This is a genomic window from Paraburkholderia sp. Tr-20389, from assembly GCF_017104565.1.
GTDB lineage: Bacteria > Pseudomonadota > Gammaproteobacteria > Burkholderiales > Burkholderiaceae > Paraburkholderia.
Genome location: NZ_JAAGPD010000061.1, coordinates 1 through 18,940, shown reverse-complemented (window position 1 = coordinate 18,940; position 18,940 = coordinate 1). Strand labels below are relative to the sequence as shown.

General features: G+C 63.8%; 18 protein-coding genes. 11 read left to right on the top strand and 7 right to left on the bottom strand.

Going from position 1 to position 18,940, the window contains the following annotated elements; translation table 11 throughout:
* Window positions 1–23: 23 nt before the first annotated feature.
* The gene (locus tag G3N95_RS36545) at window positions 24–1,217 is read right to left on the bottom strand and encodes a class I SAM-dependent methyltransferase (protein WP_205974947.1); all 1,194 of its coding nucleotides are present in this window, start codon (window positions 1,215–1,217) and stop codon (window positions 24–26) included.
* Window positions 1,218–1,230: 13 nt separating this feature from the next.
* Here G3N95_RS36545 and G3N95_RS36540 point away from each other — a divergent pair, with 13 nt between their 5' ends.
* From G3N95_RS36540 to glmS, 5 genes are all read left to right on the top strand, one after another.
* On the top strand, window positions 1,231–2,061 hold the full coding sequence (locus tag G3N95_RS36540; protein WP_205974946.1) for an SDR family oxidoreductase: 831 nt from the start codon (window positions 1,231–1,233) through the stop codon (window positions 2,059–2,061).
* A 74-nt stretch (window positions 2,062–2,135) separates the two neighbouring features.
* Window positions 2,136–2,528, top strand: a complete 393-nt coding sequence (locus G3N95_RS36535) for a dihydroneopterin aldolase (RefSeq protein ID WP_205974945.1) — start codon at window positions 2,136–2,138, stop codon at window positions 2,526–2,528.
* A gap of 3 nt (window positions 2,529–2,531) precedes the next feature.
* The gene (gene ttcA, locus G3N95_RS36530) at window positions 2,532–3,539 is read left to right on the top strand and encodes a tRNA 2-thiocytidine(32) synthetase TtcA (RefSeq protein ID WP_205974944.1); all 1,008 of its coding nucleotides are present in this window, start codon (window positions 2,532–2,534) and stop codon (window positions 3,537–3,539) included.
* Window positions 3,540–3,669: 130 nt separating this feature from the next.
* Window positions 3,670–5,031: a bifunctional UDP-N-acetylglucosamine diphosphorylase/glucosamine-1-phosphate N-acetyltransferase GlmU gene (gene glmU, locus G3N95_RS36525; protein ID WP_205974943.1), complete on the top strand. Its 1,362-nt coding sequence runs from the start codon at window positions 3,670–3,672 to the stop codon at window positions 5,029–5,031.
* A 59-nt stretch (window positions 5,032–5,090) separates the two neighbouring features.
* Window positions 5,091–6,908: a glutamine--fructose-6-phosphate transaminase (isomerizing) gene (gene glmS, locus G3N95_RS36520; RefSeq protein WP_205974942.1), complete on the top strand. Its 1,818-nt coding sequence runs from the start codon at window positions 5,091–5,093 to the stop codon at window positions 6,906–6,908.
* A gap of 153 nt (window positions 6,909–7,061) precedes the next feature.
* On the opposite strand, the gene G3N95_RS36515 is transcribed toward glmS, so the two are convergent.
* A complete protein-coding gene (locus G3N95_RS36515; protein ID WP_205974941.1) occupies window positions 7,062–7,883 on the bottom strand; it encodes a class I SAM-dependent methyltransferase in 822 nt (273 codons plus the stop codon).
* Window positions 7,884–8,549: 666 nt separating this feature from the next.
* Here G3N95_RS36515 and G3N95_RS36510 point away from each other — a divergent pair.
* Window positions 8,550–8,816 (top strand): hypothetical protein, encoded by a 267-nt coding sequence (locus G3N95_RS36510; protein ID WP_205974940.1) that lies wholly within the window; start codon window positions 8,550–8,552, stop codon window positions 8,814–8,816.
* Window positions 8,817–9,469: 653 nt separating this feature from the next.
* Here G3N95_RS36510 and G3N95_RS36505 read toward each other — a convergent pair.
* The 3 genes from G3N95_RS36505 to G3N95_RS36495 form a co-directional block, all read right to left on the bottom strand.
* On the bottom strand, window positions 9,470–10,624 hold the full coding sequence (locus G3N95_RS36505) for a Gfo/Idh/MocA family oxidoreductase (RefSeq protein ID WP_205974939.1): 1,155 nt from the start codon (window positions 10,622–10,624) through the stop codon (window positions 9,470–9,472).
* Window positions 10,625–10,645: 21 nt separating this feature from the next.
* Window positions 10,646–11,842: a phytanoyl-CoA dioxygenase family protein gene (locus G3N95_RS36500; RefSeq protein ID WP_205974938.1), complete on the bottom strand. Its 1,197-nt coding sequence runs from the start codon at window positions 11,840–11,842 to the stop codon at window positions 10,646–10,648.
* Window positions 11,843–12,163: 321 nt separating this feature from the next.
* A complete protein-coding gene (locus G3N95_RS36495; protein ID WP_205974937.1) occupies window positions 12,164–13,114 on the bottom strand; it encodes a GGDEF domain-containing protein in 951 nt (316 codons plus the stop codon).
* A 15-nt stretch (window positions 13,115–13,129) separates the two neighbouring features.
* Here G3N95_RS36495 and G3N95_RS40965 point away from each other — a divergent pair, with 15 nt between their 5' ends.
* Window positions 13,130–13,255 (top strand): hypothetical protein, encoded by a 126-nt coding sequence (locus G3N95_RS40965; RefSeq protein ID WP_277398062.1) that lies wholly within the window; start codon window positions 13,130–13,132, stop codon window positions 13,253–13,255.
* Between the two features lie 128 nt (window positions 13,256–13,383).
* Here G3N95_RS40965 and G3N95_RS36490 read toward each other — a convergent pair whose 3' ends face one another.
* Window positions 13,384–15,021: a diguanylate cyclase gene (locus G3N95_RS36490; RefSeq protein WP_241019159.1), complete on the bottom strand. Its 1,638-nt coding sequence runs from the start codon at window positions 15,019–15,021 to the stop codon at window positions 13,384–13,386.
* 296 nt (window positions 15,022–15,317) lie between these two features.
* Here G3N95_RS36490 and G3N95_RS36485 point away from each other — a divergent pair, with 296 nt between their 5' ends.
* The 3 genes from G3N95_RS36485 (at window position 15,318) to G3N95_RS36475 (ending at window position 17,208) form a co-directional block, all read left to right on the top strand.
* Entirely contained in the window at window positions 15,318–16,493 is a 1,176-nt protein-coding gene (locus G3N95_RS36485; protein ID WP_205974980.1) for a YbfB/YjiJ family MFS transporter, read from the top strand.
* A gap of 263 nt (window positions 16,494–16,756) precedes the next feature.
* Complete coding sequence (locus G3N95_RS36480; protein ID WP_205974936.1) at window positions 16,757–16,954, top strand: hypothetical protein; 198 nt, start codon at window positions 16,757–16,759, stop codon at window positions 16,952–16,954.
* Window positions 16,951–17,208, top strand: coding sequence for a hypothetical protein (locus G3N95_RS36475; RefSeq protein ID WP_205974935.1), 258 nt, complete (start codon window positions 16,951–16,953; stop codon window positions 17,206–17,208). The genes G3N95_RS36480 and G3N95_RS36475 overlap by 4 nt, the downstream gene beginning before the upstream one ends.
* 41 nt (window positions 17,209–17,249) lie before the next feature.
* Here the strand turns inward: G3N95_RS36475 and G3N95_RS36470 are convergent, their stop codons facing one another.
* Window positions 17,250–18,185: a DMT family transporter gene (locus tag G3N95_RS36470; protein WP_205974934.1), complete on the bottom strand. Its 936-nt coding sequence runs from the start codon at window positions 18,183–18,185 to the stop codon at window positions 17,250–17,252.
* Window positions 18,186–18,518: 333 nt separating this feature from the next.
* On the opposite strand from G3N95_RS36470, the gene G3N95_RS36465 reads away from it, so the two are divergent.
* Entirely contained in the window at window positions 18,519–18,728 is a 210-nt protein-coding gene (locus G3N95_RS36465; RefSeq protein WP_205974933.1) for a hypothetical protein, read from the top strand.
* Window positions 18,729–18,940: the final 212 nt, after the last annotated feature.

Sequence of the window (18,940 nt, the reverse complement as noted above, 5' to 3'; positions counted from 1 at the left end):
CGTGTGAGCCTCGGTTCAGCGCGTCAGAGCGTATGCGAGCGGTCGCCGCGCGCGAATGCGTCGAGCGTGCCGTCGATGCCGCGCGAAAACGCGATCACCTTGAACAGCTCGCCCATCTCTGCCTCCGACAGCAGCTTCTGGACCGCGTTGGCGGCGGGCAGGAAGTTGGGAATGTCGGACGGGTCGATGGCGCTCAGTGCTTCCGTGATGCCCGCGTTCATCAGAAAGCGCGCCTGCGACGTATAGCCGAGCAGGTCGGCGCCCGCATCGACGCCCGCTTCGGCGATGCCCGTGAATTCGACGTGCGCGGTGATGTCCTGCAAGCCCGGATAGAGAAACGGATCGCCGTGCGCGCGGTGCCGGTAATGGCACATCAGCGTGCCTTGCGCACGTTGCGCGTGATAGTACTCGTGACGCGGAAATCCGTAGTCGATGAGGAACACCGCGCCGCTGGTCAGCATCGTGCAGACGGTGCGCGTGAAGGCGAGCGCGGCTTCGTGCGTTTCCGTCACGTAGTCCTCGTCGCCTTCGATGTCCAGATCGCGCAGGAAAGCGGCATCGTGTGTGGACTGCAAAGGGCGGTCCTCGAACCGCAGCACGCCGTCTGCCACCGCGACGCCGCGCTCGTGCCACGTTCCGCCGTTGCGCGCGAACAGCCGCACGGGCATCGCATCGAGCACTTCGTTGCCGACCACGACGCCTTCGAACTGCTCCGGCAACGCGTCGAGCCAGCGCACGCGGGCGGCAAGCGCCGGAGCGAGCGCCTCGATGGTGTCGCTCTGACGCTCGCGCAATTCGCCGGACAGATCGACGATCGAGTAGGTGTCGAACGGCGCGCCGAGTTCGAGCAGCGCATTGAGCAAGCCGGACGCCAGTTTGCCCGTGCCCGCGCCGAATTCCATCACGTGACGCGTGCCGCTTGCTTCGAGTGCCTGCGCGATGGGACGCGCGAGCGTTTCGGCGAACAGCGGCGACAGTTCGGGCGCCGTCACGAAGTCGCTGCCGTCCTCGGCGCGACGTCCGAACTTGACGGCGCCGCCGCTGTAGTAGCCCAGTCCCGGCGCGTACAACGCACGCTCCATGTAGCGATCGAACGGCATCCATCCGCCGATTGCATCGATCTCCTCGCGAATCCGCGAAACCAGCGCTTCCGACTGCGCGAGCGCGGTCGGGCCGGGAGCAGGTAAACTATCGGGTTGGTGAGCTTTCGGATTCATCCCCGCATTGTAAATGACCGTCTCGAACGATACTTCCGCCGCCCGCGCCCAGCCTGACCGGCCCGTCCGCACCGTGCTCGTCACGGGCGCCGCGCACCGGATCGGCAGGGGGCTGGCCGTCGGGTTCGCTGCGGCGGGCTGGGACGTGGCGGTGCATTACGGTTCGTCGAAGGAACAGGCCGACGGCGTAGTCGCGGAAATCGCCGCGCTGGGACGGCGGGCGGTCGCGCTGAAGGCGGATCTGTCCGTCGAGGCGGAAGTCGAGCGGCTTGTGCCCGATTGCACGGCGGCGCTCGGGCGTCCTTCCTGCATCGTGAACAACGCGTCGCTGTTCGACGAGGACACCGCGCTCGACGTCGGCTACGCGAAGCTGCTGCACCTGACGTCGATCAACCTCGGCGCGCCGCTGGTGCTCGCGCGGATGTTGCACGAAGTCACGCCGGACCACGCGCGGCACGACGAATCGCTGCGCACGTGCGTGATCAACGTGCTCGACCAGAAGCTGTACAACATGAATCCGGATTACCTGTCGTACACGCTGTCGAAGGCCGCGCTCGGCACGGCGACCGTCGCGCTCGCGCAGGCGCTGGCGCCGAAGGTGCGGGTCGTCGGTCTTGCGCCCGGCCTCACGCTGCAATCCGGCGATCAGACGCCGGCCAGCTTCGCGGACGCGCACAAGGTGACGCCGCTCGGCCGTGCGTCGCGCGTCGAGGATCTCGTCGCGGCGGCGCTGTATCTCGCGGATGCGCGGGGCGTGACGGGCACGACACTGGTCGTCGACGGCGGCCAGCATCTCGTGCCGCTACCGCGCGATGTGATGTTTTTGACGGGCGCCGACCGCTAGACGGCGCGCCCCATCGGCGCGTCCGAAACGCGCCCAATTGAAACTTGTGCAGCAACTTTTGTACTGGAACGAACATGTCCGCCTTGCTTCATCCCCGGCTTGCTGATTGCCGCCGGCTCTTCCTGCGCAACTACGAGGTGCACATCAACATCGGCGTGCACGATTTCGAAAAGCGCGGCGAGCAGCGCGTGGTGATCAATGTCGAACTGTTCGTGCCGCTCGTGCAGTCGACGCCCGTCGAAGACAAGCTGCGCGAAGTCGTCGACTACGACTTCATGCGCTCGACGATCGCCGCGCGCGTCAGCCAGGGGCATATTCATCTGCAGGAAACGCTCTGCGACGACCTCGCGAAAGCGCTGCTCGCGCATCCGCAAGTGCGCGGCGTGCGTCTGTCGACGGAAAAGCCCGATGTCTATCCCGACTGCGACGCCGTGGGCGTCGAAGTCTTTCAGATCAAAGAGGACTGAGCGATGAACGCTCCCGAAACCCTGACGGGCCTCGAAGCGAACGCGCCCGTTACCGACGAAACACCCGCCGCCGAGGCCGAGCGCAAGCGCGCCCACACGCGCCGCGAGCAGAAAGAGCAGTACGAGAACAACAAGCTGTTCAAGCGCCTCGCGCGCCAGGTCGGCCAGGCGATCGGCGACTTCAACATGATCGAGGAAGGCGACAAGGTGATGGTGTGCCTGTCGGGCGGCAAGGACAGCTACGCGATGCTGGATGTCCTGATGCGCCTGCGCGAGCGCGCGCCGATCCACTTCGACATCGTCGCCGTGAATCTCGACCAGAAGCAGCCTGGCTTTCCGGAACACGTGCTGCCCGAGTACCTGAGCAAGCTCGACATTCCGTTTCATATCGAGAATCAGGACACGTACAGCATCGTCAAGCGCCTCGTGCCCGAGGGCAAGACGACGTGCTCGCTGTGCTCGCGCCTGCGCCGCGGCATTCTCTACCGCGTGGCGGGCGAACTCGGTGCGACCAAGATCGCGCTCGGCCATCATCGCGACGACATCCTGCAGACGCTGCTGCTGAACCTGTTCTACGGCGGCAAGCTGAAGGGTATGCCGCCCAAGCTGCAATCCGACGACGGCAAGAACGTCGTGATCCGTCCTCTTGCGTATGTGAAGGAGACGGATCTCGAGAAATACGCGGAGCTGCGTCAATTTCCGATCATCCCGTGCAACCTGTGCGGCAGCCAGCCGAACCTGAAACGCGCGGAAATGAAAGCGCTCATTCGCGAGTGGGACAAGCGCTTCCCGGGCCGCGTCGAGAACATGTTCAACGCATTGTCGAATGTCGTCCCGTCACATCTGATGGATCACAAACTTTTTCCGTTCGCGAGCCTGCGCGCAACGGGCGAAGCGGACCCGCAAGGCGACATTGCTTTCGACGAAGAACCGTGTTCCACCGATTCCGCATCGGACCAGACGCAGCGGGCATCGCAAACGATTTCCTTCGTTCAGTTTGACGATATTTGACACATCGCACTCCCCGCAAAGCCTTTGAAAACAGGCATTTGCGGGGCGGTGTCGAGAAAGTGGGCCACGTTGCAGTCACATTCAGCGTGCTAGAATCGCCCACTCCAAACTCGTCAAATACGCCCACGTCATGAACATCGTGATTCTGGCGGCAGGCACCGGCAAGCGCATGCGCTCGGCATTGCCAAAGGTGCTTCATCCCCTGGCCGGTCGGCCGCTTCTCGCTCACGTCATCGACACTGCCCGCACGCTGAACCCGACGCGACTCGTCGTCGTGGTCGGTCATGGCGCGGACCAGGTGCGCACGGCTGTTGCCGCGCCCGATGTGCAGTTCGCGTTGCAGGAACAGCAGCTCGGCACGGGTCACGCGGTGCAGCAGGCGCTGCCGCTGCTCGACGCCTCTGCACCGACGCTCGTGCTGTATGGCGACGTGCCGCTCACGAAGGCGAGCACGCTCAAGCGTCTGACGGACGCCGCGGGCCATGACGGCTACGGCGTGCTGACCGTGACGCTGGACGACCCGACCGGCTACGGCCGCATCGTGCGCGACGCGCAAGGCAAGGTCGAGCGCATCGTCGAACAGAAGGACGCGACGGCCGAGCAGCAGAAGATCGCCGAGATCAACACGGGCATCGTCGTGATGCCGACGAAGCGTCTTGACGGCTGGCTGTCGTCGCTGAAGAACGACAACGCGCAGGGTGAGTTTTATCTGACCGACGTCGTCGAACTGGCGATCGAAGCGGGCATCGAAGCCGTCACCGCGCAACCCGATGAAGAATGGGAAACGCTCGGCGTCAACAGCAAGCAGCAACTGGCCGAACTCGAACGCATCCATCAGCGCAACGTCGCGGACGATCTGCTCGTCGCGGGTGTGACGATTGCCGACCCGGCGCGCATCGACGTGCGCGGTACGCTCGAATGCGGCCGCGATGTGTCGATCGACGTGAACTGCGTGTTCGAAGGCAAGGTGACGCTGGCCGATAACGTGTCGATCGGACCGAACTGCGTGATCCGCAATGCGACGATCGGCGCGGGCACGCGCATCGACGCCTACACGCATATCGAAGGCGCGCAAGTCGGCGCGCAAGCCGTGCTCGGTCCGTATGCGCGCCTGCGTCCGGGCGCGACGCTGTCGGACGAAACGCATATCGGCAACTTCGTCGAAGTGAAGAACGCGGTGCTCGGTCATGGTTCGAAGGCGAATCACCTGTCGTACATCGGCGATTCGGATGTCGGCGCGCGCGTGAACATCGGCGCAGGCACGATCACCTGCAACTACGACGGCGCGAACAAATTCCGCACGATCATCGAAGACGATGTGTTCGTCGGCTCGGATACGCAACTGGTGGCGCCCGTGCGCGTTGGACGCGGCGTGACGATCGCGGCGGGCACGACGGTCTGGAAGGATGTCGAAGAAGGCCTGTTGGTGCTCAACGAAAAGACCCAGATAGGCAAGACGGGCTACGTGCGCCCGACGAAAAAGAAAAGCTAAGGGAAACGCGCGCGCGAGGCGCGCGCCTTGATCCCTCACTCTGCAAAGGACCATTGAATATGTGCGGCATTGTCGGCGCTGTTGCGCAGCGAAACATCGTTTCCGTTTTGATCGAAGGACTGCGTCGCCTCGAATATCGCGGCTATGACTCATGCGGCGTCGCCGTGCTGGCGAATGGCGAGCCGAAGCGGGCGCGCAGCGTTGCGCGCGTCGCCGATCTCGACGACCAGGTGCGCGACACGCGTCTCGAAGGCGCAACGGGCATCGCGCACACGCGCTGGGCCACGCATGGCGCACCCGTCACGGACAACGCGCACCCGATCTTCTCGCGCAACGAGCTGGCGCTCGTGCATAACGGCATCATCGAGAACTACGAGTCGCTGCGCGAGATGCTGCGCGGCAAGGGCTACGAGTTTGTCTCGCAGACCGATACGGAAGTGATCGCGCATCTGGTTCACAGCCTGTATCGCGGCGATCTGTTCGCGGCTGTGCGCGAAGCAACGGCGCAACTGCATGGCGCATATGCGATCGCCGTGCTGCACAAGAACCAGCCGAATACGGTGGTCGGCGCGCGTCAGGGCTCGCCGCTGGTCGTCGGTCTCGGCGAGGGCGAGAACTTCCTCGCGTCGGATGCGCTCGCGCTGGCGGGCAGCACCGACCGTTTCATCTTCCTTGAAGAAGGCGACGTCTGCGAACTGACGCTCGAGAAGGTCCGCGTGTTCGATCGCGACGGCAAGCCGGCCGATCGCGAGGTTCGTCAGGTCGCGGCCTACGGCGGCGCGGTCGAACTCGGGCCGTATCGCCACTTCATGCAGAAGGAAATCTTCGAGCAGCCGCGCGCGATCAGCGACACGATCCCGCAAGCCGATGCGTTCGATGCTTCGCTGTTCGGCGAAAACGCCGCCAAAGCGTTTTCCGAAATCGACAACCTGCTGATTCTCGCGTGCGGCACGAGCTACTACTCGGGCCTGACGGCGAAGTACTGGCTCGAATCGGTCGCGAAGATTCCGACGCAGGTCGAAATCGCGAGCGAATACCGTTATCGCGATTCGGTGCCGAATCCGAAGTCGCTCGTCGTCGTGATCTCGCAATCGGGCGAAACGGCCGATACGCTCGCGGCGCTCAAGCACGCGCAGTCGCTGGGCCACAAGCACACGCTGTCGGTCTGCAACGTCGGCACGAGCGCGATGGTGCGCCTCACCGAGTTGTCGTTCCTCACGCACGCGGGCCGCGAAATCGGCGTTGCGTCGACCAAGGCGTTCACGACGCAGTTGGTCGCGCTGTTCGTGCTCGCCGCGACGCTCGGCAAGATGCGCGGTCACGTCAGCGCGGCGCATGAAGCGGACTACATTCGCCAGTTGCGCCACCTGCCTGCCGCGCTCAATAGCGTGCTGGCGCTGGAGCCGCAGATCATCGCGTGGTCGGAAGAGTTCTCGCGCAAGGAGAACGCGCTGTTCCTCGGCCGTGGCCTGCACTATCCGATCGCACTGGAAGGCGCGCTGAAGCTGAAGGAGATTTCGTACATCCACGCCGAGGCTTATCCGGCGGGTGAACTGAAGCACGGGCCGCTCGCACTGGTGACGGAAGCGATGCCCGTCGTGACCGTTGCACCGAACGACGCGCTGCTCGAAAAGCTCAAGTCGAACATCCAGGAAGTGCGCGCGCGCGGCGGCCAGCTGTACGTGTTCGCCGATGCCGACACGAAGATCGTCAACGACGAAGGGCTGCACGTGATCCGCATGCCGGAACACTACGGCATGCTGTCGCCGATCCTGCACGTCGTGCCGCTGCAGATGCTCGCGTATCACACGGCTTGCGCTCGTGGCACGGACGTCGACAAGCCGCGCAATCTCGCGAAGTCGGTGACGGTGGAGTGAGGCTGTTCGCTTCGCGTTTCATCATCATCGTCATTCGTTCGATGATGTCGTAGTCGCTTCACACGCGTTCTGGATACGGCGCCGCGCTCGCGGGCTTATCCGGAACGCGCCGGTTCCCAATCTCTCGTTCCCCGAACCCTCTCTCGCGCTCGCTCAGGGCTTCGTCGCGCTGGCCAGCACGCATGGCATCGGTATGCTGACTTCGCCGCTGCCGTCACCACTCCGATAACGCGCGGCGCCGTCGTGTACCGCTTTGGCGATCGCGGCCAGCGCCTGCGGTGTTTGCGCGTTCAGAATCGCCGAAACCCGCACGCCGCCGCGCATCAGCATTTCGAACAGTGCATCGGGCGATGGCGCATGCAGCGTCTGCTCGACTTCCTGAACGCGCGGCTCGCGAAAGCCGGCCGCCAGCAATACGCGCTCGCATTCCGCCCAGTCGCTGAACCGGAAGAACGGCGGTCCGGGCGGCAGTTGCACGTCCATGCGGCCGTGTGCCTCGATGGCCTTCAGAACGATCGAGAAGCCGACGGCCTTCTCGGGTGCTGCCCAGACCGTGAAGCCGACTTTGCCGCCAGGCTGAAGCACGCGAAAGGCTTCCTCGAGCGCCTTCTCCGGGTGCGAGAAGTGCAGCATGCCGAAGCTGATGCCGACGGCATCGAAACCGTCGTCGGCGAAGGGGAGGTCTTCCGCACTGCCGATGCGAAAGGTCAGCGACGGATAGATGCGTCGTGCCTGATCGACCATTGAATCGGCGAAGTCCACCCCGACGACATCCGCGCTGCGCTGGGCCGCCGCTGCTGCAAGGTAGCCCGGACCCGACGCGACATCGAGGAAACGCACGCCGCGCCGCACGCCCAGCGCATCGAGCAGCGCAGCATGCGACTGGATGGTCAGTGCGCCGAAATATGCGTGATAAGGCTGCGCGACGCGTTCCCAGCCCCGATGTTCGAAGGCGCTGAATTCGTCTTCCTTCATGTCCAGGTTCCCTCCCGTGTTGCACGCCCTTTCCGTTATAGGCCCCGTGCGTCAGAGGTCAAATCAAACGCCGCGCGGCGCGAGCGGCGGTCCACCCGTCATCCAGATGTCCACACGATGCTATGGACAACATGGGGATATCACGGAGGCGATTGCTGTGGGCAGATTCTGGGTAAACCCGCAGTGGTGCCGAATGTGGACAAAGTTATTCAGGCTTGCGGCGAACTCTCCCATGTTTATGCGCAAGGGTATCCATTTGACAATCCGTTGAGCGCAAAGCGGATTTGACGCTTGTCCACAGTTGGCGAAGGTGCTTGTTAACTGCTACTACGTATACATATTCATCAATTGAAAAGCAGTGGGCAAAACGGATGTGCCGCGCATGGGCAGGGCAGGCGATGAATCTGCCTGCCAGATGAACAGGACCGGGCGGCAAGACGCGCTGTCGGATGTTGCGTCGGACGCGGACGCGATGTGTCTGCCGTGAGCCAACATTCGCTGCGTACGGATTCGTTCGCGGGATGCGATCTCGCGGACCCGCTTGCTCGCAGGGCCGCGCGCCGCAGGGCGCGCGGCCGGCGTGCCGCACATGGGCATACACATTGCTCTTTACTGGCGCGCCCGCTCAAAGGAGCGGACCACCCGACATACATACCGGAGGCGATCGTGCTGGCTACAAAACCGTGTACCGCGACATGTGTCATCGATGGAATCGCGGTCACGCTGACCTTTTTCCCCGACACCGGCGTTCTGCGCATTACCGACAGCACAGGAAGCCGTCTTAGAGAGACGCGCTGGTCCGCGTCGTGGCAAAGCCTCGTCGCGACGTTTCGCGAACTGAGCGAGACGCCCGTCGAGGATCGTGCCGATCCCGACGTGCTATTCGGCACCCACTATCGTTCGCATGCGCCGAGCGGGCGCTACCCGAGTTGAGCATGAAGCGGCGCATGCTGTTCACACCCGCGCAAACAAACGCGCGAAATGGGCAGCGAATCGCCCTCGCTTCCGTCGATTGAATCTGCGGCCTCGCTCCTATACTTCTTTTCATGGAGCGACGGAACAACGAGCCCATCGACGCGGTTCCCCTCTGCGTCGTGCATGACCGCAGGTTGCCAGCAGTCGAAGTAGCCGTACCGGAAGCATGAGCAGTCGTAGCGATCGAAGTCGCAGTATGCGCAGTAGCGGGACCAGCAGTTCGAAGTGGCCGTTCGAAGTTTTCAGTCGCAATTGCAGTAGCAGTCGGTTTTTGAAGTCGTAGTCAGCTTTTGAGGTAGCAGTCGGTTGCAGCAGGTGCAGTCGCTTTTCGCGGTAGCAGTCGGTTTCCGAAGTAGCGGTAGTCGCTCTCGCAGTAGCAGCCGCATTCGCAGTTGCAATAGCAGCACCTGGCAGTATCAGCCGGTTCACCGTTTCAGTATGCAGTTGGGGTTAGCAGCAAGGAGTAGGCGCGGGGCCAATCGAAGCAAAAAAGAGGTTCACCAATAACAGCTTCACGTGATGAGTAGCAGTCGGCAAGCATCCACGCGCCTGTTCGATATGTCTCATCCACCGAGCCCTGTTCCCCCGCGGAACAGGGCTCTTTTTTCTTCCTAAGCACGCTCGACATCCTGCCAGCCGCCCGTCGCCATGCTTTGCACCGATGCCGCGACGAACGCCAGGCCCTTCACACCATCGCTGACGCCGGGAAAGAGCGTCGGCCGGTCATCACCGGGTCTTCCACCGATTCGAGTAGCGACGCGCTGCGCGAACTCCGTATAAAGATTCGCGAACGCTTCCAGATAACCTTCGGGATGACCGATCGCGATGCGCGTCGATCGCTGTGCGCCTTCGCTCGTCGACGGACCGAGGCGGCGCGTGATGATTTCCTCGAACGCATCCTGCCGGCGATGAATCAGCCGGTTCGGTTCCTCCTGATGCCATTCGAGCCCACCCTTGTCGCCGTGAACGCGAAAACTCAGTCCGTGCTCCGAACCCGCCGCGGCATTCGTCACCCATAGCGAGCCGCGCGCGCCGTTCTCATAGTGCAGCAGCGCGGACACGTAGTCGTCGATGGCGCGTTCGGGAATCGCCGAGCCGACGTCCGCGCACAGACGCGTGACGTCGAGCCCGGTAACGTAGGCGCCCAGGTGGAACGCATGCGTGCCGATATCCATCAGCACGAGCGAACCGCCGGCGCGGCCCGCTTCCGTGCGCCAGCCGGCGGGCAGCTCGTGGTCCGCCAGATAGCTCTGCACGTACTGCAGATGCACCTGGCGAATTTCGCCGAGTTCGCCCGCACGAATCATGTCTCGCGCCTGACGCACCATCGGAAAACCGCTGTAGCAATAGGTCACGCAGAACTCGGCGTTGGTCGCCTTCGCCCGCGCGGCGATCTCGCGTGCCTGCGCGAGATCGTTCGCAAGCGGCTTGTCGCAGATCACGTGAAAGCCGCGCTCTAGCGCCAGCATGCAGATCGGGTGATGCGAGTCGTTGGGCGTCATCACTGCAACGGCATCGATGCGATCGGGGCGGGCCGCTTCCGTGTCGAGCATCTGTTGCCATGACGCATACGCCCGCTCGCCGTCGATACCGAGTTCGAGCGCCGCTTGCCGCGCGCGTTCAGGATTGGACGACAGCGCCGCCGCGACGATGTCGTACTGACCGTCGAGGCGTGCCGCGATGCGATGTGTTTCGCCGATGATCGAGCCCGGTCCGCCGCCGATCAAACCCAGCCGGATACGCCGGCCGATTGTGCCTGTCACCATGACATCTCCTTGTTTGGGGATTCAGTGCGTCGCGTTGCGGAATTCGAGGTCGCGCAGCGCGGCGGCGAACTGCTCATCCGGCCAGTCTTCGCTGAGCGCTGTCGCGAAGATCTGTTGCTGGCTTGCGGGGGCGAGTCCACCGACGGGCGGATTGCGGTCTAGATTCGTCGGGAATGCATAGCCTTCAGCGCACGATGCAAGAACGGCCGCCAGTTGCTCGGCATCGAGCTTGTGCTGAGCATGCAACGTGCGCAGCACGGGGTAAACGGCGTTGCACATCCTCGTGCGGTCTAGCGATTCCATCGCGCGGCCATACGCGGACGACACCTGCAGCAGGTTCGCCAGTCGCTGCACGTCTTGCGTACGATTCGAGCCGGCCGCGTGAAAGAGCGCGGGGTTAAAGAACAGCGCGTCGCCTTTTTGCAGCGGCAACTGCGCATAGTGCGCCTCGAAATATGCGCGGAAGTCGTCACGACGCCACGCGACATAACCCTGCGGATAGCGCTGCGAGAACGGCAGCAGCTTGGTCGGGCCGCTCTCGACGGACATATCGGTGTGCGCGACGGCGCCTTGCAGCGTCAGCATGGCCGACATCGTGTGTGTATGGGCTGGGAAGCGCTGCGCTTCGTCGACGGTAAGAAAGCCGAGATGGAAATCGCGGTGCGCCTGCTGCGCCTCGCCGCCCGGCCGCACGACATTCACCTGCGACGTCATTTGATAGCCGGGTCCGAGCCATGCCTCGGCTGCGGCCATCAGGACGGGATTCGCAAAGTATCGGACAAAGACATCGGGCGCGGCGAGACACAGTTTTTCCTGCGCGTTCCAGATGCGGTCGTTCGCGCCCGCTTTCGCGAAGTGATCGGCGCCGCCGCCCGCCTTGCGTTCGTTGCGGATGATCGACTCGAAGATCGCGGTCGCGTCGTCGATGGCGGACGTGTCTTCGTACGCGCGTTGCAGCACGAACACGCCCGCGCCATCGAGCAGCACACTGGCCCATTCGGCGAGCAGCTCGGGACGGCGCGCCGTATCGGACACGATGGGCCGCAGCGCGTCGCAGTCGTACACGGGAATGGCGTGCACGACGCTCGCGGCGAAGTGCGGACGAGCACACATATCGCGCGACGTTTCGATCAGCGTCGCGAAGTCGTCGACGGAACAGTCCGCTTCGCGATACCACGCATACGCGCCTTGAACCGGTTGCTGAGTTCTCGGGTTCATCTCGTCTGCCTCCCTATTTGCGAACCAGCTTATCCGCAAACTCGGGCGCTGCGTTGCCGTCGAAACATCAAAAACACATCAAGGACGTGCGACGCTCTCGACGGTGCGGGTTTTTCTGATCGGGGAAATCGCGTTGCAGGCGGGTCTCGGTACGGCGAGCCGATGGTGTACTGAAGGGGCGCGCGTACGTGCGCGAGCGGCGGCTGTGAGCGCGTCGTCGTCGGTGATGGTTGTCACACCGGAGAATTTCCGCGCGAGGTGATCGCGCGTTTGGGGCGTTGCTAGCGGGTTGCGCCGTGCAGACGCAGACTCAGGCAGGACTCACTGCAACGGTGCCGACCACGTGACCGTACGGTTGCGTCCTTCGCGCTTCGCCGAATACAGCGCGCTGTCGGCGCGCGCGAGCGTCGTGTTCAGGTCGTCGCTCATTTCCACCTTGCAGACGCCCGCCGAAAACGAATAGCGGATCGCGCGGTCGTCGGCGACCTGCACGCGCCGGCTCAGCACCTGGCGGCGCATCCGCTCGACCGCCGACACGCCATGTTCGACCGAAGTCGACGGAAACACGACCAGAAATTCCTCGCCGCCGATGCGGCCCGCGATGTCCGTCTGACGCGTCGCATGACGGCACACTTCGCCGAAATCGCGCAGCACGGCGTCGCCCGCGGCGTGTCCGTGCGAATCGTTGATCTGCTTGAAATGATCGAGGTCGACGAGCGCGACCGTGAGCGGCGTCTCGGTGCCCGCGGAAGCCGTGATCGCCAGTTCGAGCGACGACATCGAATGACGCCGGTTAGCGAGGCCCGTCAGCACGTCAGTGCGCGCTTCCTGCACCGCGCGTTCGTGCGCGCCGATCCACGCCTGCTCGCTGGAGCGCAACGCCGAGATCTCGGTGCCCGTCAGCACGATCCAGTCGTTTTCCAGCAGCGACTCCGTCATCCAGAACCAGCGGCCGTCGACGAGTTCCGTCGCGAAACTGCGCTGTCCGGCGCGCTCTCGGCGCGCGGCGATCGCATCGGCGATCACGGCTGACGCATTGTCGCCTTCGATGCGCGGCCCGCATTGCCCCAGAATGCCGCGCAGCACGAGATCGGCGAACGTGATTTCGCCGCGTTCGCGGTTGAGCCGGAACGCATGCTTGAACGCGCTGTTCGCGAACATCAGCCGGTCGCTTGCGTCGTAGATCGCAACCAGCTGGGTTCTGCCGTCGAGCGCGCCGAGCAACGCTTCGCAGGCGATGTCGTCAGTGCGCAGATCCTGAATCGATTTCATGGCTTATCGGTGCAGATGAGTCTCCGGACCGGCCGCTTTCTCGTGCGCGGCCGCGTGTCCCGTCCGTTCGCCGTGCTGCGCAAGAAAAGCGCCACGGTCGAAGCCGTGGCGCGAAACGTCTCGATGATTCCGACTGCGTGAAGAATCACGGAGAACGTGGAGACATGATGAAGTCTACGTCCGCAAAACGCATGGCCATCGAATGAATAGTGAGCAGATTTGCCCGCAATTCCGGGCGTCGATCGGGTTGCCTGGGAGCGGCGGTGCGCTCACGCCTCGCGCTTCGCGGGATCCGCATGGCCGTGCAGCCCGTCCGGCCGGGTTTGCGTCCAGTCGACCCATTTCACCTGATTGCGGCCGGCCGCTTTCGCCGCGTAAAGCTGCGCGTCGGCGGCGGCGATGAGTTCCGGCGCGTTGCGCCCGTCGGCGGGCCTTCCCGTCGCGCAGCCAACGCTCACGGTCACGGGCGGCAACGGCTGGATGCGCATCGTCTCGATCACGCGGCGGATTTTCTCGGCGGCATTCGCCGCGGCACCCGACGCCGTGTCGGACATCACGACGGCGAATTCCTCGCCGCCGTAGCGCGCGACCACGTCGATCGAACGCCGCGCCACGGACGCGATGCAGTCGGCCACGGCCGCCAGCACGTCGTCGCCGGCGGCGTGGCCGTAGGTGTCGTTGAAGCGCTTGAAGTGGTCGATGTCGATGAAGAGCACCGACAGCGGCGCGCCGTTGCGCCGCGCGCGGCGCCATTCTTCGTCGAGATGCCGGTCGAGCGTACGGCGGTTGTTGAGTTTCGTGAGGGGATCGGTGGCCGCAAGCTCCGCGAGGCGCGACTGCGCGTGCACCTTGTCGCGCAGCGTGAACGCAAGCGTCCAGCAGACCAGCACGAGCACAGCGCCGAGCATGAACGTCAGTCCGCCCGCCACTGCGCTGCGCTTGCGCCACGGCGCGAGCACGTCGTCGACGGCGGGTGCGACGATCACGACGAGCGGCGTATCGGGCACATGTGCGTATGAAAAGATGCGCCGCACGTGATCGATTGGCGATTCGCCGATATACGAACCCGCCGATCCCGTACGCACCATCCTGTACTCCGGGTACTGATCCGCATCGATACCGGCGATGTCGCCCGCGTAAGGCTTGCGCGCGAGAATCGTGCCGTCGGCGAGCAGAATGAACGCCGTGCCGCTGCGGCCCGTGTTGACCTTGTCGAGCAGCCTTTGCAGATACGCGATGCGCACGGCGAGCATCGCAACGCCCGCGAACGAGCCGTCGCGCGCGTCGATGCGGCGTGACAGTGCGAATGACAGCTCGTTGTCGCGCAGCCGCGAACGGAACGGATGAGAGACGAACAGGCCCGCATTGGCGTTGCGTTGATGGGCGACGAAGTAATCGCGGTCGTCGAGCTTCGTTGCCAGGTTGACGGGCCCTTCCTGCGTGGCCTTCAGCATGCCGTGCTCGTCGATCACATAAGCGCCGCCCAGATAGGCCGCCAACGTCGCGCGGTCGAACAGCACGGTGCGACGTAGCTCGTCGGGCAAGTGCCAGACGGTCGGCTCCTGCGAGCGGTGGACGATTTCCTGCAGCGACAGATCGTAAATCTCGACATTGCGTGCGAGATCGCTCGAAATCAGCGCAACCAGATTCGCGGAGGTTTCGCGCGCGTGGTTCAGCGCATCGGTGCGCCCCGAGTACAGCGTGGCGAGCGTCAGGCCCGCCATCGCCGTGGCGATCAGCGTGCCCGCGATGCCCGTCAGGAACGGGCGATTGCCGACCGCTCGAGACACGGCCGCGCCCCGCTTGCGCGCGATCTGGCGAAACTGTTGACGCAGCACGAGAAGCGGGTTCGACACGAGCGAGGTCTCCGTCTTGATGATGCGGCGATGGTGCCGTGCTTGTGTCATTAAGCTAGCAGGCATGCGAAGCGAGCGGCAAGCGTCTCGCGCAGACCGCGCGCGGTTCCGGCACGCTAAACGCGTGTCCGCGATGTACAGTGATAGCCCAATCGATCGATACAAACAACGACATGACGACTGGTTTCGACCGAAGCGTGATTTCCTGGTCCAGCAGCCTGAACAATCTCGCGGATCGAGACCCGCGATACACACACGATGCGGCGCCGCCGCGCGCCGTTCACGACGCCGCCACTGCCGGTTCGCCGCGGCGCGGCCGGGCGCTGTGGCTGGCCGTGTGCCTGTCGATGGGCAGCGCGATTGCGCTGGGGCTCGCGCGCTTTTCCTACGCACTGCTGTTGCCGCCGATGAAAGCCGATCTCGGCTGGAGCTTCGCGCAGTCGGGGGCGATGAACACAGCGAACGCGCTCGGTTATTTGCTCGGTGCACTCGCGTTTCCGCGCATGTCGCGCCGTTGGTCGGCGGGCGCGCTGTTTGTGGCCGGATGCATGGCGACGGCGCTGCTGATGGCGACCACGGGCATGCTGTCCGATACGAACGCGCTGTTCGCGCAGCGCGTCGCCACGGGCATCGCGAGTGCGTTCATCTTTGTGAGCGGCGGCGTGCTGGCGGCGCGCCTCGCGACAGCGCATCCGCGCGACGCGGGGCTGGTCCTCGGCCTCTACTACGGCGGCACGGGATGGGGCATCGTCGCGTCGGCGCTTCTGGTGCCGCTGGCGCTCGCTTCATTCTCGTCGGTGCATCGCGCGCACGGATGGCAGCTTGCGTGGTTCGCGCTTGCGGCGGCGTGCGTCGTGTTGTCGTTGATCGCGGGACGCGCGGCGCGGCGTATCGACAGCCAGCATGTGCTGCGCACCGACGCGGCGAGCGCCGCATCGGTGGCCGGGCATGCGCCGCCGATGACGCGTTATGCGTTTGCGCTCGCCGGTTACGGACTGTTCGGTGTCGGCTATATCGGCTACATGACGTTCATCGTCGCGTTGCTTCGTAATGACGGCATGAGCGAAGGGACCGTCACCGGTTTTTATCTGCTGTTGGGCGTTGCGACGATCGTGTCGGCGCGCATCTGGTCGCGGCTGCTCGACCGCATGCGCGGCGGCCAGGCGCTCGCGCTGCTCAATGCGTTGCTCGCGCTCGCGACGCTGATGCCTGCCATCGTCACGCATCCCGTCGTTGCGTTTGCGTCGGGCGTGTTGTTCGGTGCAACGTTCCTGTCGGCCGTTGCATCGACGACGGCTTTCGTGCGCCACAATCTGCCCGCCGCGCACTGGGGCCGCGGCATCAGCGCGTTCACGATCGTGTTTGCGTTCGGACAGATCGTCGGGCCGACGGTGATCGGCTGGGTGTCCGATGGCGTTGGCCTTGAGCGCGGGCTGATCTATTCCGCATGCGTGCTGGCGGCAGGCGCGGTGCTTGCTGTAATACAGAAAACGTTGACGCAACGCGCCCCTTCGGTGAACTGAATTTCCAGCCAAAGCGCCGCACAACGGACGATAGCATTTTCAATGCCATTTGAAGCGCCGCGCGGCCTGCGCACTTGCTGTGTTGAGGTCGCCAGCGCACAGAACACGCGCGTTGCAGGGAGCACGATGAAAACCGATGAAATACTCAGTCATCCAATTCGAATTTGACTGTTGCTATTTCGTCAAAACAACTAGAGAGACGAGACATCAAGGCATAAAGTTAAAGTGCTTTCTCAAGTCTTTTGTGCGGTGCGGGGGTGCTTATGAAACGCAGAAACGCGCGACAACTGGTCCGGCTGCTGTCGGACATGCGGCACGCGGCAGATTGCAGGGTGCTGCGGGCGGCTGCAACGCAACGGGCGATCGAGCTCGCTGCGGAAGAGGCAGCAGAAGCGGAGCAGGAGAAGCCGGACACGTCGCGCGACAACCCTCGCGGCAAGACGACGTGGAGAACATCATGAGAAACGCCACGGAACAGTCGCTGCGTTTTCTGGTCGAGAAGTGGCTCGCGCCCGTCGACTCGCCTGTGCATGTGACGCAGTTCGGCCGCACGAAGTGGGACAACACGCGCTACGTGCGCGTCGAAACGTCATCGCCGGATGGTATGCGTTCGCTGTTCTTCTTTCGACACGACGACGGCCGCTGGTGCGTTTTCCCGCCGACATCGTCCAGGCGCCGGCCTGTTGAAAGCTGGCGCAGCCTGGTGGCGGCTTAAATCGTCCGCGAGGTTGGATTCGAGCGACGCGGGGCTTGCCCTCAGGCAGGTTCCGCCGAATCCGACGAGACATCGCGCCGTGCCGTCCACATCGGCATCACCTGACACACGATCAATCCCGCCAGCATCAGCGCGCATCCAAGCAGCGCGCGCGGCGCGAGCGTTTCGCCGAGCACGAGCCAGCCTGCTAGTGCTGCGAACACACCTTCCATGCTGAAAATCACGGCGGCATGTGCAGGCGCAGCGTCCTTTTGCGCGACGACCTGGATCGTGTACGCAACGCCGACCGATAGCGCGCCGCCGTAGAGGATGGTCGGCGCGGCACGGACGATGTCGCCGATGCGCAACGGATCGACAGCCAATCCGATCGCAAGACTCACGACGCCGCACACGACGAACTGCACGAGCGCAAGCGCCAGCGGATCATGACGGCGCGCGAAGCGGCTCACGAGCACGACCTGCGCGGAAATGACGAGCGATCCCGCGAGCTGCAGCCAGTCGCCGTACAGAATCGAAAAATGCTCGTCGACGCTCAGAAAGTACATGCCGAGCGCGGCCAGCAGAGCGCCGAGCCATACACCGATGCCCGTCTGATGTCGCAGCACCACGCCCATCAACGGCACGATCACGACATACAGCGAACTGATGAAGCCGGCATTCGCGACCTTCGTGTACTGCAGGCCGATCTGCTGACAGGAAATCGACACGGCGACCAGCAGGCCGAGCAGCGCGCCGTCGCGCCAGAGCGTCGGCGAAGCAGCAGGCGAAAGCGGCGCGGCGGTCGGCTGACGCCGTCGCACGATCGACCACACGACCAGGACAACGAATGCGCCCAGCAGAAAGCGCAGTCCAGTGAAGAGAAACGGTCCGATCGAGTCGAGGCTCAGACGTTGCGCGACGAATGCGCTGCCCCAGATCATCGCGGCGACGAGCATCAGAAGATTCGCGCGCAAGTGTTGGCGAGTGGCGGTTTTCAAGCGGAAATTCCTGGCGAGATGGGTCGTTTCGTGGACAAACGGAGAACGCTTGCCGGCGCCGGATGCGCAACTGTCAGACGAAACAACCCACATGAATGGCAGCCGACATGATACCCGTGCGCGCTGTCGGCGAAGCGTCGACATGTCGAAAGCTACGGGTAAGAAAGCTGTCTCCCGGAAAATACATATCGAACTTTATGAGATGACAAACCGCCTACGCTGCGTGATACTCGCCGCGGGGAGCCGCCAGGTTCAACGGTCCTGCCGGCTTCGCCATCATGCGGTTCCAATTCAACATTTGACTTAAAGTCGTCAGGTTTGGGGATAACACACATGAAGAAGATCATCGCCTCGCTCGTCACCGCCTCGCTCGCGCTGGTGTCCGTTCAAGCTTTCGCACAGGCATCCGACGCAGCGCCGGCAGCAGCTAGCGCCGCGAAGCCGAAGCATGCCCACAAGCAACTGAAGACGCACGGCAAGCATGCTGGCGTGTCGTCGGCTGCTTCGGCTGCTGGCACGAACGACAAGGGCACGCCGAACTAAGCAGCCCCGTTCGCGACGCCGGCCCCTTCATAGCGGTGCTGGCGCAGCAACAAGAAAGGCCGAAGCGGATGCTTCGGCCTTTTGCATTTGTGCGCCCAGCATGGGCGCACTCCTGCGGGTGCAAGTCCCGCCATAAGCTGGTCACAGCGAATGAAGTGAAGCGCAACTGCATGAGGGCGACCGAGTGTGGGGAGGAAGCGTGGAGCGTAAAT

Excerpts from the sequence above, each read along its gene's own strand:
- G3N95_RS36545 (WP_205974947.1), bottom strand. The coding sequence starts at position 1,217 with ATGAATCCGAAAGCTCACCAACCCGATAGTTTACCTGCTCCCGGCCCG.
- G3N95_RS36540 (WP_205974946.1), top strand. The coding sequence starts at position 1,231 with ATGACCGTCTCGAACGATACTTCCGCCGCCCGCGCCCAGCCTGACCGG.
- G3N95_RS36535 (WP_205974945.1), top strand. The coding sequence starts at position 2,136 with ATGTCCGCCTTGCTTCATCCCCGGCTTGCTGATTGCCGCCGGCTCTTC.
- ttcA (WP_205974944.1), top strand. The coding sequence starts at position 2,532 with ATGAACGCTCCCGAAACCCTGACGGGCCTCGAAGCGAACGCGCCCGTT.
- glmU (WP_205974943.1), top strand. The coding sequence starts at position 3,670 with ATGAACATCGTGATTCTGGCGGCAGGCACCGGCAAGCGCATGCGCTCG.
- glmS (WP_205974942.1), top strand. The coding sequence starts at position 5,091 with ATGTGCGGCATTGTCGGCGCTGTTGCGCAGCGAAACATCGTTTCCGTT.
- G3N95_RS36515 (WP_205974941.1), bottom strand. The coding sequence starts at position 7,883 with ATGAAGGAAGACGAATTCAGCGCCTTCGAACATCGGGGCTGGGAACGC.
- G3N95_RS36505 (WP_205974939.1), bottom strand. The coding sequence starts at position 10,624 with ATGGTGACAGGCACAATCGGCCGGCGTATCCGGCTGGGTTTGATCGGC.
- G3N95_RS36500 (WP_205974938.1), bottom strand. The coding sequence starts at position 11,842 with ATGAACCCGAGAACTCAGCAACCGGTTCAAGGCGCGTATGCGTGGTAT.
- G3N95_RS36495 (WP_205974937.1), bottom strand. The coding sequence starts at position 13,114 with ATGAAATCGATTCAGGATCTGCGCACTGACGACATCGCCTGCGAAGCG.
- G3N95_RS40965 (WP_277398062.1), top strand. The coding sequence starts at position 13,130 with ATGAGTCTCCGGACCGGCCGCTTTCTCGTGCGCGGCCGCGTGTCCCGT.
- G3N95_RS36490 (WP_241019159.1), bottom strand. The coding sequence starts at position 15,021 with ATGACACAAGCACGGCACCATCGCCGCATCATCAAGACGGAGACCTCG.
- G3N95_RS36485 (WP_205974980.1), top strand. The coding sequence starts at position 15,318 with ATGGGCAGCGCGATTGCGCTGGGGCTCGCGCGCTTTTCCTACGCACTG.
- G3N95_RS36480 (WP_205974936.1), top strand. The coding sequence starts at position 16,757 with ATGAAACGCAGAAACGCGCGACAACTGGTCCGGCTGCTGTCGGACATG.
- G3N95_RS36475 (WP_205974935.1), top strand. The coding sequence starts at position 16,951 with ATGAGAAACGCCACGGAACAGTCGCTGCGTTTTCTGGTCGAGAAGTGG.
- G3N95_RS36465 (WP_205974933.1), top strand. The coding sequence starts at position 18,519 with ATGAAGAAGATCATCGCCTCGCTCGTCACCGCCTCGCTCGCGCTGGTG.